The sequence below is a fragment of the Falsibacillus pallidus genome (assembly GCF_003350505.1).
Lineage (GTDB): Bacteria > Bacillota > Bacilli > Bacillales > DSM-25281 > Falsibacillus > Falsibacillus pallidus.
On the sequence record NZ_QQAY01000002.1, the window covers coordinates 241,782 to 254,504 of the forward strand.

The window sequence follows — 12,723 nt, forward strand, 5'->3', positions numbered from 1 at the left end:
CTGAGCGGTTTTTTTAGACAAAGCATTTTTTGGAAAGAATAATGAATGTCAACTGCAAAAGTATCCATATTAATAGGGAGGCTTTGAAGTGACGAAACGAAAAATTCCGAGGTGAGTAGGTTTGAAGGAAATGACGCAAAAGGAATTATCTTATGTCGAAGATGAAATCAGAGCGGAAGAAATTACCGCGAAGACTCTCAACTGGTGTGCATCCATGTGCCTGGACATTGAACTCAGGGATGCACTGGCAGATATGGCGGAACGGCATCAATTGAGGATTGCTGCCTTATCGAAATATTTTCATGAATCTGGTCCGATCCAATAACAGGGAGGTGCTTATATGCCCAATAATATAGAAGAAAGAGGATTGACCGAACGGGAGATGCTTCAATTGTGCCTGGAGCTTGAAAAGGCGCGCTGCCACAGCATCACCGATATCTTGACAGAGTGTGCGAATGAAGAACTTTGCAGCGTGTACAGGCAAAGCCTGGATAATGCATTCGATATCCATCGTGAATTGTTTAATATCCTTAATCAAAAAGGCTGGTATAAGGTATTGCCTGCCCATGTGGCACAAATAGAAGAAGTACAAAACATGATGCGGGATAATCTGAATCCGGACCATGAATGATTGCCCAATTACTTTGGGTAATTTTTTTGTCTATTTTTCAAGAGACGAAAAATTCGTATAATAGCAGCTCCTTATTTATAATAAAGGTAAGTAATGGAGGAAAGGTTGGATACATATGACAAGTAAACATGCGGTGAAACTGACTTCTTTATCTTCTAAAGGAGGCTGCGGCTGCAAAATCGGACCTGCTGATTTAGCACAGGTGCTACGGTCCTTGCCGGCTGCCGTTCCAAATCCGAATGTCCTGGTTGGACTCGATACTAGTGACGATGCAGGTGTGTACAAGCTGACGGATGATCTGGCGATTGTACAGACGCTTGATTTTTTCACACCGATTGTAGACGATCCTTATTCCTTTGGTCAAGTGGCTGCGGCCAATGCTATCAGCGACATTTATGCGATGGGCGGCAAGCCTTTGACGGCACTGAATATCGTTGCATTTCCGATCGCCTCGTTGGATAAAGAAATACTGGCCGACATCCTCCGCGGAGCAGGGGACAAATTGAAAGAAGCAGGAGCATCACTTGTCGGAGGGCATTCCATTGATGACAAGGAGCCGAAATTCGGAATGGCTGTCACTGGTACCGTGCATCCAGACAAAATCCGTACAAATGCCGGTGCCAAAGCAGGGGATAAGCTGATCCTTACAAAACCAATCGGCGTCGGTATTTTAACGAGCGCCATTAAAAACAATCTTCTAAGCGATGAAGAAATCGAGCGTGTGACGAAAGTGATGACGACACTAAATAAAACGGCTGCAGAAATCATGGAGCCATTTGATGTGCATGCATGTACGGATGTGACTGGCTTCGGACTTTTAGGCCATGCTTCTGAAATGGCAAAGGGAAGCAGCAAACTTCTGCAGATCGACCACTCCAAGGTGCCTGTGCTGCCTCGGGCAAGAGAAATTGCAGAAAGAGGCGTCATCCCTGGAGGAACAAAGAACAACTTTGCTCACCTGGAAGGATCCGTGACATTCCCAGAGGATATGGATCAAGTAGATCAATGGATTCTATGTGATGCTGTGACATCCGGCGGGTTATTAATTTCCGTTTCCGGCGCACAAGCAGAAGACCTTCATCAGAAATTGCAAGAAGCAGGTGTGGAAGCCGCAATAATTGGAGAAGTTGTTAAGGAAGATAAAGGGCATATCACAGTCATATAATCATACAAGTAGTAAGAGAGGCGAACGAATGTGTTTAAGGATTTGACGATTCAAGAGCTATTGGAAGCTAGGAAAAATAAGAAGATAACCCTGATCGACGTACGCTCGCCTTCTGAATACAAGACTGCCACCATCCCTGGCAGCATCAACATTCCCATTTTCACTGACGAAGAGCGCGGAGAGATAGGGACCATTTATAAACAAGTAAATGTAGAAGCGGCTAAAGAAAGAGGACTTGAAATCGTATCAGCAAAACTCCCGCAGTTTATAAAAGAATTCAGTATGCTGGAGGGTGATCGGGTGGTATTTTGCTGGAGAGGCGGAATGCGGAGCAAAACCTCAGCAACAGTGGTGGATTTGATGGGTATACCTGTAAGCCGGCTCCAAGGCGGAGTCAGGTCCTACCGCAGATGGGTTGTGAAGGCACTTGAAGAATCTAATTTCACTCAGGATGCATTCGTTCTGAATGGATATACGGGTTCAGGAAAAACCACCATTTTACGTCGTTTGAAAAAACAAGGTTTCCCTGTCTTGGACCTGGAGCAGATGGCTAATCATCGGGGGTCGATTTTCGGACAAATTGGGTTGACGCCAAATAATCAAAAAATGTTCGAAGCGCTGCTCATTGAAGAAATGCAGGGTCTTGAGAATAGCCCATATTTTTTAATAGAAGCAGAAAGTCAAAGAATCGGGAAAATCATGCTGCCTCAATGGATTATGGATAAAAAAGAAAACGGTATTCAATTTTTTATCGATATGCCCCTGGAGATAAGAGCGTTAAATATCCTGGAAGAGTACCGTCCGTGGGAGCATGCAGAAGAGTGCATGATATCATTTCAAAAAATTAAGAGGCGCATTCATACCCCAATTGCTGCGCAGATCGAAAAAGACCTTGAACTTGGCCGGTACGAGTCTGCCGTCCAGATGCTGCTTGCCTATTATTACGATCCGCGCTATGAACATACAGCGAGCCAATATCCAAAAGAAAAGCAAATGAGGTTGAAGGTAAGCAACATAGAAGAGGCAGCCAATGCCATTCGTGAACTGATGGATTCTAAATTGAAAATTAGGCAATAAAGTACAAAAACCTCAGAGTGGATTCTGAGGTTTTTTATTTTGGCGCTTTTCGGATAGATTGTTGCTATTTTAACCACCTTTATAAGAAGTGATAAATTACCTATCAGGAGGCGGTTTCTCAATGATTAAAGACATCTTTGCCAGACGAAGTATTTGGACAAATACCTCTATTGGTTCAGTTTCCTTCAACAAAGTAAGAAGTTGGCGAAAAAAGAGCAGATAAACCAAATGCTTATCAGTGCTTGCCAAAACTCAAATAGTATTACAGTGAATTTCTTAAGGGAGATAAAAAACCATTCTAATAGGGAACGGCTGTAAATAGTTATTAAGTTAAGGAAGAATTCTGAGACAACATTTTTCTAATAATTCTTATTTGTCCTCTATGGTTAATTTCATCTTCAAATACGTGAAACCAAATGAAATAATTATTAGATGGGTGATTATCCCATATTCTGTTTTCATACAACCAATCATCATCTAGATTAGCAAATTCTCTTAATGTTCTACTTCTCACTTCTTCTAGTTTGACTATATAAAACTCTAACGGATGTCCTTTAATATGTGTTCTTCCTATATCTCCTAGGCTGTATGGTATACCCCATTCTTCCATTTCTTGTTCATTGGGTTTCCTACCGTCAAAAATCTCTATTTGAAACCCTTTTTCAACAGCAGCCATATGTAATAAAAGGGACCCGATACTATTACTTTCTTTGCTCGGTAAATAGTCTAATTCGGAAGTAGTTAAACCATGTACGGCTTCTAAAGTTGTTTTTCTAGCATAGTTCATTTGTGAGACAAGATGACCCATTTGGGAGCTAAACCCCTTTAATTTTTCTATCTTAAATTCCAAAGAACTTTCACCTCATTTACTCAATTAGAAATCTCGATACCCTGTTCATTAGCTGGATATCTCCTATAACAATAGTACTATAAAAGGTAAATTTACCTATGACTTATTGAAAACAACAATCATTACGAAAAGAGCATTTATTTTAATGTTCTGCTAAGTTCTATGTCAGCAAAATTGTCGGGGCCATGGACTTTGTCTCCGTAAATACCATTCACATTTGTCATTCCCATTTTCATCCAGAATCTAATGGCTGGCCAATTCTTTAATGCCACGTTAGCACGGATTTCAGAAAACCCATTTCTTTGAACAAGTTCAAGAAGTTCTTGAATGACTTCCTTGCCCATTCCTTTAGTTTGAAAATCACTATTTATATAAAAATAGCAGATATAAAAGGCATCAGGTATAGGGTGGCCGTGAATGCAATTGAGCATTCCTACAATATTTTCATTCTCTTTAAAGCGGATGACTTGGATTTTAAATTTTTCTTTTTGTCCGCTTGGAGGGAGATCCCCTTCGTAGAAGCATCGGGAAACATAAATTTTATCTAAAGGAAGCCCATCCCATTCATGAATGTAATTCCCTTGTTCATACAAATCTTGAACATTTTCAATTTCAGATTCCTTTAGGTCTTGAATAGTAAGATTTTTAGTAGTCCAGCAATCCGGGATCAAGTTGAATGTCATTTACTGATTTACCTCGTCTTCCTTATATTCCAATTCTTTTTTTAGGTAATAATGTTGAAATTCCCTGCCAACCCCATCAAGTGTTCCGTAAACCACATATCCATGTTTCTTGTAGAAGTCCAATGCCTGGAAGCTTAGCGTATCGACTTTTATAAAATCGCATTTTTTCTGTTCGGCAATGGCTTCTGCTTCTTTAAGGAGTTTTGATCCGTATCCTGTCTTCCTGAAATCTTCATTCACCATAAGTACATGAATTTCAAGCCAGTTCCAGCAAATCTCTCCGAGTAGGCCGCCACAGACATTTCCTTCATCATCTTTTAGACTGAGTGAAACTTCCTCATAACGATCTTTAAGATCATCTGGAAAGTGCTTTACGTTAAAGAAGTAAAGCATTTGATTAACTCGGGACTTATCTTGGGGTGTTGTTTGTCTAGTAATCGTAAGCATAATAAATACTCCTAATCTATTTTTTACCATTTTACCATAGATTTGTAGGAATCATTTATATAGAAAAAAACGAGTGGAATTTCCACTCGCTTCCCGTCTTTTAAGCTTGTTTTCTTAAAAGGTTTACAAATTCATTTAATTTATCCAAAGAGCGGATATTTTCATTACATTTTGTTTGGTCACTGCAAATATAATTGCCGCGTTTTGTATAGGTGCCCTGGACCTTTCCTTTTGTTTCCGTTAGAAACATGCCTACTTCTTCATGGCAGTGGCAGATTGTGCAGATCCCTTTTTTGGAGGAAGTACTGAATGTCCCGTGCAGGCCGACTAACTTATTTTCCAGCTGGACGACCATATATTTTTTATTGCTTCCCGGGTCGATCCAGCTCAGATAGGAAAGACTTCGAAAATCAATAGAATCAAGAGGGGGGACTTTCAGTTTCTTAGCTTTTGGGAAAAGCTTCTTTAATGTATGTTCAGTGACTTCCTTGAAAGGGATGACATAAGGCTTCAAACTTTCCAGAAAGGATTCTGCCTCATCTGAGTTTTTTAAATTCCCTAGTGGTTTCAAGACTTGCATTTGACTTTCCGTCCATTCCGGAAAGAGGTCTGAAACTTTTTCCGTTGATAGGGAATGGAGGGCATCAAGTACTGAGGAATCATTCACAGTAGAATGGCCGTTAATCAATATTTGTGTTTGATAGCGGATGAAATTAAATTGATCATTTCGGATAAATGGCTCCATGCTTTCAACTCCTTTTCTTTCTTTAGCTGGAATTGCCATAAGTAAATTATATTAAATCATTGGATTTAAGGATATGTAATAAACAATTAGAAAAAATATTTACATAAAAAAGCACGGGTTAATTCCGTGCTTTGGTATAGACAATTTTCTTTATCGATTCAATTGACAAAAAATATTCCGCAGCCAAATGGTCAATGGACGTGCCAGTTAGGAACGCTTTTCTGATTTCTTCATTACGGTGGTCCAGACGTCTTCTGCTTCCTGACTTCGCTCCCCATTGGGTGCGTTTTTTGTCAGGTTTAGGGATATAGATTGCTTCCCCTTGGACATATTTTTGTATTTCAACGAGCAGTTCATCAGGCAGCACTGCCGCTGCTTTTACATATTTCATCTCAACTCAGCCCCTTATTTTATGGTCCGCTAACTAAATAAGGTGCAAAGCCGATCTATGAAATAAGCATCGATGCTCTAAGGGCGATTCAAATCAACTAATAGTCCACCCCATGCAAAGGATCGCCTCTTCCAAGATAGGCTTTGCATGAGTTGCTGCAGACTTAGACAAATGCAGCTGCTTTGCCATTCCATCCACCTCCGCATAATGAATAATATGGAATTCCACTTTATTATATAAGATTTTTTAACAATTTGCATCTGATGGAGAATGTTGTAAATACTAGTGAAAACGACATTTTTTATCATAATCGTGCCGTATTTTATTTGCTCTACATGGGCAATTGAATCTCATTGCTTCATGCAAGAAATAACAAAATTCAAATATGGAGGGGAATAATTTGGATGCAGCAGGGATGACTGTCCGGATTTTGTGTTCATTTTTTGTATTGATTCTCCTTACCCGCATAATGGGGAGAAAAGAAATCAGTCAAATGACTTTTTTTAATTTTGTTTCTGCCATTGTCATTGGAACTTTGGGAGGGGCATTAATAACAGATTCTTCGCTTAGCTTGGGTATGGGGCTTCTCTCCATAGTTGGATGGTCTGTTTTGACCATTATCATCGGATATGTTGATATTAAATCCAAAGGAGTCAGAAATGTAGTTAATGGGGAACCGGTTGTCCTGATTAAAGATGGGAACATTTTCGAAAGTGCATTAAAACGCTGCCGGCTGGATATAGATTCCCTTCAAGTCTTGTTGAGAAAGAAAGATGTGTTTGCCTTGAATGATGTAGAAACAGCGATTTTTGAAATGGACGGATCTCTATCAGTTAAGAAAAAGTCTGGGAAAGAACCTTTAACAAAGGCAGATGCAGGAGTGTTTCAATCAAAAACAAGCCAACATCCTGTTGCCATGCAGCTAATTGAAAACGGAAGAATCATTTTCACCAATCTGGAAAAATTAAATGCTTCTGAGATATGGCTTCTGGCACAGCTCCGCAAAAGGGGAATCAGTGCTGTTGAAGAGGTTTTTTATGCGGAACTGGAGCCTGATGGAAGCGTTTATATAGATAAATTTGCCGACAAGTAATGGATCTAATCCTTGAAACTTATGTAGAAATAACCTTAATAAATCTTCCTTTTTCTGAACGGCTTTTGGCTTCAGCATTCATGTGCTTTACGTTTTCAGATACTTGAGAGGCAGGAAGAAGGCGTGCTCCAATCAATACAGAAGGATCAATTAGTCTGACTTTTCCTTTACGGTGCATATCATATTGATTATCATCCTCTTTTACAACAACATTCGGATGAAGCTGTTTAAGGAGAGTTTGAATTTCAGGATCATGAAGATTCTTTAGTGCATACATGGCTTCTTGATCGGCCTTTAGTAAAATGGAGAAAGGAAGCAGCTTTTTATCCAGCGCTCTCTTGATGACTTTAGCCAAGAGTTCATAACCATAGACGTTCATTGGATCTAAGAAATAATCGATGACTTCCAGATAATACGTTTTTACAAACCATTCAGCGATATTTAGGTCTTTTATATATAGTGAACCACTTATAACTATCAGGTTGTCTAAAAATGCATGAACTTCTTCTATTGAAATCTTTCCATAGCTGTACATATCTCTTAATGTATAATCAATCCTGTCGGCGCACAATTCGGGTGCAGGCTGTTCCAGCAAGGTCCATTGTTCAATATCATTGAGTATATCTTGGTGGTGATATCCGTATTTTTGAAGAATCATTGGAATTTCTGAGTCCTCAATAACCTGATTGAAAATTTGTTCATGAAAGTCTTCTTGGTCAATTTTAAAGACAAAATCAATAACGTGTGAAAAGGCGGTATGCGACACATCATGCAAAAGCCCTGCAATTTGCTCCTCGATAGAACCCCCGAATTTTTTAATGAGAAGCATAACTCCGATGGAATGATCATACCTTGTTCCATTCCATTCAGGATTGACAAAGCAGCTTGCACCACCTTGATAGATCCCCTTTAGCCTCTGAACTGGCTTGCTTCTAATTAATTCCTCCAAAACAGGCTCTATGTGAAACTCACCGTATAATTCGTCTTTGATTAACATTTTGATTCACTCCTTAAGTTAATACTAGAACATTCGTTCTTGTTAGTCAAAAGGTTTTTGAAAATTATAATAGTTTAGTTGTATAAGAAGGCTAGGTTGTATACAATATTTACGATAGCTATTACAATTTTTGGAATAAAGTGATATAGGAAGTGATAATCATGAAAATAGATTCATTGGATCACCTTGTACTGACTGTTAAAAATATCGAAGAAACCTGCAATTTTTATGAGGAGGCATTAGGAATGGAAGTCGTGGACTTTGGTGAAGGGAGAAAGGCACTGAAATTTGGCAGTCAAAAAATCAACCTGCATCAAAAAGGAAAAGAATTTGAACCGAAAGCTGATAAACCGACGGCCGGATCTGCTGATTTATGTTTTATTACTTCCGTTCCAGTAAGCAAGGTGATGGATCATTTAAAGAATTGTTCCATTGAGGTAATAGAAGGACCAGTTGATCGTACGGGGGCCATGGGGAAAATCAAATCAGTCTACTTCAGAGATCCGGATTTGAATTTAATTGAGGTTTCTAACTATCAAGAATAAAAAATAGTGTTGTAATCCATTGATTGAGGGAGGGGGAGTGATTTGAAAAGAAAAGTGAACATTTCCATCTTTGTGATCATTTTTAGTATCATATGTTATTCAATCTTTTTTAATGGATTCTTCGGCGTTAATAGTATAGAGATTCAGGAATCAGATAAATCATATAATGCTGGAATTAAAACCACAGATAAAAAGCAAATTGCAGAAATTATGGGAATTCTTAATAGGGCTAATAAAATCACTTTTACTAAGTATAAAATTGCAGGAAAGTCTAAGTATAAAATTCAATTAGAATACAGAGACAAAACGAAAGAAAATTTACATTTTTACGAGAACTTCGGCAAGAATACAACCTTAATAACTAGTAACAAGTGCAGTTGTTATTACAAAATAAATTCGAGACAAACGAAAAAAATATTCCAACTTCTATTAAATTAATAAGATAAGACTTAGGGAACTCCGAATTATCTTGGAGCTCCCTATATTTTATATTCACAAAGATTTTTTGAATTGTTCATTTATCAATAAATACCCGAAAACGCGAATCATACTTAGTAGGAGTAAATTCAATAATTTCATAGTCTGCAAGATTTTCCTGATAAAAAGGGTCTTCTTTTACCATTTCTTCCGCATCAGTTCTCTTTTCAAGGTTTGCCAGCAGCACTCCCCCGGTTCTAGGCGTCCTTCTTCCTGAAAAAATAAGCTTCCCATTTTTATATTGCCGGTCTAGAAATTCAATATGCAGTTGAAGGAAGTCATCAATCTTTTCCAAAGGTACTTTATAATTCACCAAGATTAAAAACAACTAAATCACCACTTTTTATATTTTTGATTTCATTATATTGGAAATTGGGTTAAAAATCATTCCAATTGTTTCAAGACTATAAGGGCAAGATTTAGGAGGCATTTATTTTTCACGCTTGCTACAATATAAATAAGAAATGTGAATGGGAAGCGGGGGATAGGCTGATGCAAATACTCACTATGACTTTCGACGAAAAATGGGAACAGGTCCTGCAATGCAACGGGAATTATGATGGTATGTTCTATACAGCTGTCAAGACCACTAAAATCTACTGTCGTCCTTCATGCAGGTCAAGAAAGCCCAAAAAAGAAAATGTAGAATTCTATGATACCCGTGAAGAAGCTAAAGATGCAGGATTTCGCGCATGCAAACGGTGCCAGCCGGATGCCCCTTTTTCTCCGCAGCTGACATTGGTATCTACGGTATTTGATTATTTTCATAAACACTACAATGAAAGGATCAAGCTTCAAGATATAGCTGATCATGCTGGGGTCAGCATGTATTATCTGGAGCGCTTCTTTAAAAAGGAAACGCGAAAGACATTGAATGAAATGCTTGAAATCATCCGAATTGATAAAGCTGCATCATTGCTAAAGAGTACAGATAAGACGAATTTGGAAATCTGCTATGAAGCAGGATTTCAAAGTCCGTCCAATTTCTATAAGTCTTTCCGCAAAGTAAAGGGCTTCACTCCAAGTGATTATCGAAAAAGATTCCAGGAGACAACCATACAATGACAACTTTTAAGGAAAACATCAGTATTCCTGTTCCACATGATTTCAATTATGAAGAATGCCTTGTGTTTCTTGGCCGATCTGAATCAGAAGTTTTGCATGTTATCGAGGGGAATGCGATATATAAAGCTTTTGAGTGGAATAAAGAATTATACATAATGAAGATTACGTGTAATGCACATGGTCTTGAAGCAGTCATATTAGAAGGGAAAGTTTCTGACGAAGTGTGCCAATATATCAATGATTATGTAATCGAGTGGTTTGATTTAGACAGGGATTTGGACGTTTTTTTTGATTTAATGAAGCAAGATCCCATTCTTCAAACCATTTCAGGAAAATATGACGGCCTGCGTATCATTGGAATTCCGGATCTTTTTGAAGCTCTCACCTGGGCAGTGATTGGGCAGCAGATTTCATTAAAATTTGCGTATACTCTCAAAAAAAGATTGGTAGAATCATTCGGCCAAAAAGTTGTATATAACGGACGCCATTATTGGACTTATCCGAGCATTCAAACCATAGCAAATCTAGAAATTGAGCAGCTTCGTGCGCTTCAATTCACCTCCAGAAAGGCAGAGTATATAATTGGGATTGCCAAGCATATGCAAAAGGGTAATCTTTCAAAGAAAAAACTCTTATGCTTAAGAAAATTTGAAAAGATGCATTTAGAATTGACTAAGATTCGTGGGGTGGGTGCATGGACAGCAGACTACGTTCTAATGAAATGCCTGCTCCAGCCGGAAGCATTTCCGATCTCTGATGCAGGTCTTCATAATGCAATTAAAAAAATTAACAACATGCACCGTAAGCCGGAATTAGCTGAATTAAAATCATGGTCAAAAAATTGGGAAGGCTGGCAGGCATATGCGGTCTTCTATTTGTGGAGGTCATTATATGAATGAAATATTTACGGTTTACTATGATTCACCGATTGGGATGCTTTCAATAAACGGCAGAGAGGATGCTGTCCTATCCATTTTATTTGATGAAGAGCAGGAGCAGGCGGTTCCTCCTGATGAAAATACACCCTATCCTGTAAGGGAATGTTATTTGCAGTTGGACGAATATTTTAAAGGGAACTTAAAAGATTTCAATTTCCCATACAGGATGGAAGGTACCCCTTTTCAAAAATCAGTGTGGAAAGGACTCACAATCATTCCTTATGGACAGACATGGTCTTACAAGGACCTTGCCGTTCATGTAGGCAATGAAAAAGCAGTGAGGGCGGTCGGGACCACCAACAGCAAAAACCAATTAAGCATAGTAGTGCCTTGCCACCGTGTCATTGGTTCGAATGGAAAGTTAACCGGCTATGCAGGCGGTGTCTGGCGCAAAGAATGGCTATTGAATCATGAGAAGAAAAATTTCACATCCACTAAAGAAGGAATCAATCTGTCCTTAATGAATAATTAGATTAAAAGGGAGGGTTGAAGTATGAATAAACAAACCATATTGTCTGAAAAAGCGTCTGTCGCTCATTGGGCAGAGAATAAGAAAAGTATATCGAATCATAAATGGTTCGCTCCTTTAAAGGAAGGTTCATGGGGGACGGGGGATGTCATTTCACATTTCATCGTTTGGGATGAATTTCTTCTAGAACATAGACTTCCATATATAATGAATCATGAACCATTTCCTGCATTCAAAATTGATGTACAGAAGATGAATCAGGATGCTTCCGATTATGCAAGAGCAGGGATTTCCAAAGAGCAATTGATTGATGAATTCACTTCTATCCGCAGTAAACTTGTTCAAATGATCAACAGTATTCCGGAAGAGCGATTTGATTCCATGCATCAAATCGGTTCGAGATCGTTAACATTGAATGATTATTTTATGGGTCTTATTGAACACGATCAAAAACATATGCAGGAGATAGATGATTTTTTGAATGATGACGAAATGAAACAGTAAGGTACGATTGCTTTCCCCATTCCAGTCGATAAATAATTATTCATACAAAAAAAGGAAAAGGTGACATCTTGATCGAATAACTTTCAAGGTTCAGTTTTGTATGCATTATTCATAGAGGGGGGAATGGAAATGGTTGATTTAGAATTTGAAATCTTAGAGTTGCCTGCCTATCGTGCAATTGGTTTGAAATGGGATGGAGCTTACTCTGAAGCAAGTACATTGGGGACGGTCATTCAAAAAATGTCCGAACGTGTGCATGAACTGGAGGGTGCAGTCAACCCGGACGTGCAATTAGGCTTGTCCTATCATACACGTGTAGATGGTTTTGTGCATTATTCTGCTTATGAAGTAAGTGAGAAGCAAGACGTACCGGAGGATATGGTAGAAATCAGAGTGCCGGCTATGACTTATTTGTTTATGCATCATTCAAAAGGTAGCGATATCAATGATGCATACACAAAGGTGTACAATTGGTTCAATGATCATGACTACATACCTTATAGAGAAGAAGGGAAAGAATACTTTGATCACCTTCCAATCAAACACGAAAGGTATCCGAAAGATCGAGATGTGAATGATCCTGAATTTGATATTCTCATTCCTATTATTAAAAAATAATTACGAGAGAGTTAAAAAGACTGTCATC

19 protein-coding genes are annotated in these 12,723 nt (G+C 38.6%); 12 read left to right on the forward strand and 7 right to left on the reverse strand.

Annotation, left to right across the window (positions count from 1 at the left end; all coding sequences use genetic code 11):
* Positions 1-130 precede the first annotated feature (130 nt).
* The 4 genes from DFR59_RS04865 (at position 131) to mnmH (ending at position 2,873) form a co-directional block, all read left to right on the forward strand.
* On the forward strand, positions 131-325 hold the full coding sequence (locus DFR59_RS04865; protein WP_114744812.1) for a hypothetical protein: 195 nt from the start codon (positions 131-133) through the stop codon (positions 323-325).
* Between the two features lie 15 nt (positions 326-340).
* Positions 341-631: a spore coat protein gene (locus DFR59_RS04870; RefSeq protein WP_114744489.1), complete on the forward strand. Its 291-nt coding sequence runs from the start codon at positions 341-343 to the stop codon at positions 629-631.
* A 115-nt stretch (positions 632-746) separates the two neighbouring features.
* Entirely contained in the window at positions 747-1,796 is a 1,050-nt protein-coding gene (gene selD, locus DFR59_RS04875) for a selenide, water dikinase SelD (protein ID WP_114744490.1), read from the forward strand.
* A gap of 30 nt (positions 1,797-1,826) precedes the next feature.
* A complete protein-coding gene (mnmH, locus tag DFR59_RS04880; RefSeq protein WP_114744491.1) occupies positions 1,827-2,873 on the forward strand; it encodes a tRNA 2-selenouridine(34) synthase MnmH in 1,047 nt (348 codons plus the stop codon).
* A 325-nt stretch (positions 2,874-3,198) separates the two neighbouring features.
* On the opposite strand, the gene DFR59_RS04885 is transcribed toward mnmH, so the two are convergent.
* The 5 genes from DFR59_RS04885 to DFR59_RS04905 form a co-directional block, all read right to left on the reverse strand.
* A complete protein-coding gene (locus tag DFR59_RS04885) occupies positions 3,199-3,723 on the reverse strand; it encodes a DinB family protein (RefSeq protein ID WP_170137263.1) in 525 nt (174 codons plus the stop codon).
* Between the two features lie 137 nt (positions 3,724-3,860).
* Positions 3,861-4,406: a GNAT family N-acetyltransferase gene (locus DFR59_RS04890; protein ID WP_114744492.1), complete on the reverse strand. Its 546-nt coding sequence runs from the start codon at positions 4,404-4,406 to the stop codon at positions 3,861-3,863.
* A complete protein-coding gene (locus tag DFR59_RS04895) occupies positions 4,407-4,856 on the reverse strand; it encodes a GNAT family N-acetyltransferase (protein ID WP_114744814.1) in 450 nt (149 codons plus the stop codon).
* A gap of 97 nt (positions 4,857-4,953) precedes the next feature.
* A complete protein-coding gene (locus DFR59_RS04900; RefSeq protein WP_114744493.1) occupies positions 4,954-5,598 on the reverse strand; it encodes a FusB/FusC family EF-G-binding protein in 645 nt (214 codons plus the stop codon).
* 118 nt (positions 5,599-5,716) lie between these two features.
* A complete protein-coding gene (locus DFR59_RS04905; protein ID WP_114744494.1) occupies positions 5,717-5,989 on the reverse strand; it encodes a CD3324 family protein in 273 nt (90 codons plus the stop codon).
* 400 nt (positions 5,990-6,389) lie between these two features.
* Between DFR59_RS04905 and DFR59_RS04910 the strand changes: the two genes are divergently transcribed.
* The gene (locus DFR59_RS04910) at positions 6,390-7,082 is read left to right on the forward strand and encodes a YetF domain-containing protein (RefSeq protein ID WP_245948376.1); all 693 of its coding nucleotides are present in this window, start codon (positions 6,390-6,392) and stop codon (positions 7,080-7,082) included.
* A 19-nt stretch (positions 7,083-7,101) separates the two neighbouring features.
* On the opposite strand, the gene DFR59_RS04915 is transcribed toward DFR59_RS04910, so the two are convergent.
* Complete coding sequence (locus DFR59_RS04915; RefSeq protein WP_114744496.1) at positions 7,102-8,079, reverse strand: HD domain-containing protein; 978 nt, start codon at positions 8,077-8,079, stop codon at positions 7,102-7,104.
* A gap of 161 nt (positions 8,080-8,240) precedes the next feature.
* On the opposite strand from DFR59_RS04915, the gene DFR59_RS04920 reads away from it, so the two are divergent.
* Both DFR59_RS04920 and DFR59_RS20615 read left to right on the forward strand, forming a co-directional pair.
* Entirely contained in the window at positions 8,241-8,624 is a 384-nt protein-coding gene (locus DFR59_RS04920; protein ID WP_114744497.1) for a VOC family protein, read from the forward strand.
* Between the two features lie 72 nt (positions 8,625-8,696).
* On the forward strand, positions 8,697-9,062 hold the full coding sequence (locus DFR59_RS20615; protein WP_484078105.1) for a YhfM domain-containing protein: 366 nt from the start codon (positions 8,697-8,699) through the stop codon (positions 9,060-9,062).
* Between the two features lie 76 nt (positions 9,063-9,138).
* Here the strand turns inward: DFR59_RS20615 and DFR59_RS04930 are convergent, their stop codons facing one another.
* Entirely contained in the window at positions 9,139-9,429 is a 291-nt protein-coding gene (locus DFR59_RS04930) for a YciI family protein (RefSeq protein WP_114744499.1), read from the reverse strand.
* A 164-nt stretch (positions 9,430-9,593) separates the two neighbouring features.
* Here DFR59_RS04930 and DFR59_RS04935 point away from each other — a divergent pair, with 164 nt between their 5' ends.
* The 5 genes from DFR59_RS04935 to DFR59_RS04955 all read left to right on the forward strand — a co-directional run bounded on the left by DFR59_RS04935 (position 9,594) and on the right by DFR59_RS04955 (position 12,695).
* Positions 9,594-10,166: a bifunctional transcriptional activator/DNA repair enzyme AdaA gene (locus tag DFR59_RS04935; RefSeq protein ID WP_114744500.1), complete on the forward strand. Its 573-nt coding sequence runs from the start codon at positions 9,594-9,596 to the stop codon at positions 10,164-10,166.
* The gene (locus DFR59_RS04940) at positions 10,163-11,065 is read left to right on the forward strand and encodes a DNA-3-methyladenine glycosylase family protein (RefSeq protein ID WP_114744501.1); all 903 of its coding nucleotides are present in this window, start codon (positions 10,163-10,165) and stop codon (positions 11,063-11,065) included. The genes DFR59_RS04935 and DFR59_RS04940 overlap by 4 nt, the downstream gene beginning before the upstream one ends.
* The gene (locus DFR59_RS04945; protein WP_211318521.1) at positions 11,058-11,576 is read left to right on the forward strand and encodes a methylated-DNA--[protein]-cysteine S-methyltransferase; all 519 of its coding nucleotides are present in this window, start codon (positions 11,058-11,060) and stop codon (positions 11,574-11,576) included. Before DFR59_RS04940 ends, DFR59_RS04945 begins: the two co-directional genes overlap by 8 nt.
* A gap of 21 nt (positions 11,577-11,597) precedes the next feature.
* Positions 11,598-12,077 carry a DinB family protein gene (locus DFR59_RS04950; RefSeq protein ID WP_114744502.1) on the forward strand — a complete coding sequence of 160 codons (480 nt, stop codon included), beginning with the start codon at positions 11,598-11,600 and terminating at the stop codon, positions 12,075-12,077.
* Between the two features lie 129 nt (positions 12,078-12,206).
* Positions 12,207-12,695 carry a GyrI-like domain-containing protein gene (locus DFR59_RS04955; protein ID WP_114744503.1) on the forward strand — a complete coding sequence of 163 codons (489 nt, stop codon included), beginning with the start codon at positions 12,207-12,209 and terminating at the stop codon, positions 12,693-12,695.
* The last annotated feature ends 28 nt before the right edge of the window (positions 12,696-12,723 follow it).

Bases quoted from the DNA above. Each gene is read 5' to 3' on its own strand.
- DFR59_RS04900 (WP_114744493.1), bottom strand. From the start codon at position 5,598: ATGGAGCCATTTATCCGAAATGATCAATTTAATTTCATCCGCTATCAA.
- DFR59_RS04940 (WP_114744501.1), top strand. From the start codon at position 10,163: ATGACAACTTTTAAGGAAAACATCAGTATTCCTGTTCCACATGATTTC.
- DFR59_RS04955 (WP_114744503.1), top strand. From the start codon at position 12,207: ATGGTTGATTTAGAATTTGAAATCTTAGAGTTGCCTGCCTATCGTGCA.
- DFR59_RS04920 (WP_114744497.1), top strand. From the start codon at position 8,241: ATGAAAATAGATTCATTGGATCACCTTGTACTGACTGTTAAAAATATC.
- DFR59_RS04890 (WP_114744492.1), bottom strand. From the start codon at position 4,406: ATGACATTCAACTTGATCCCGGATTGCTGGACTACTAAAAATCTTACT.
- DFR59_RS04915 (WP_114744496.1), bottom strand. From the start codon at position 8,079: ATGTTAATCAAAGACGAATTATACGGTGAGTTTCACATAGAGCCTGTT.
- selD (WP_114744490.1), top strand. From the start codon at position 747: ATGACAAGTAAACATGCGGTGAAACTGACTTCTTTATCTTCTAAAGGA.
- DFR59_RS04950 (WP_114744502.1), top strand. From the start codon at position 11,598: ATGAATAAACAAACCATATTGTCTGAAAAAGCGTCTGTCGCTCATTGG.
- DFR59_RS04865 (WP_114744812.1), top strand. From the start codon at position 131: ATGACGCAAAAGGAATTATCTTATGTCGAAGATGAAATCAGAGCGGAA.
- DFR59_RS04905 (WP_114744494.1), bottom strand. From the start codon at position 5,989: ATGAAATATGTAAAAGCAGCGGCAGTGCTGCCTGATGAACTGCTCGTT.
- DFR59_RS04935 (WP_114744500.1), top strand. From the start codon at position 9,594: ATGCAAATACTCACTATGACTTTCGACGAAAAATGGGAACAGGTCCTG.
- DFR59_RS04870 (WP_114744489.1), top strand. From the start codon at position 341: ATGCCCAATAATATAGAAGAAAGAGGATTGACCGAACGGGAGATGCTT.
- DFR59_RS04945 (WP_211318521.1), top strand. From the start codon at position 11,058: ATGAATGAAATATTTACGGTTTACTATGATTCACCGATTGGGATGCTT.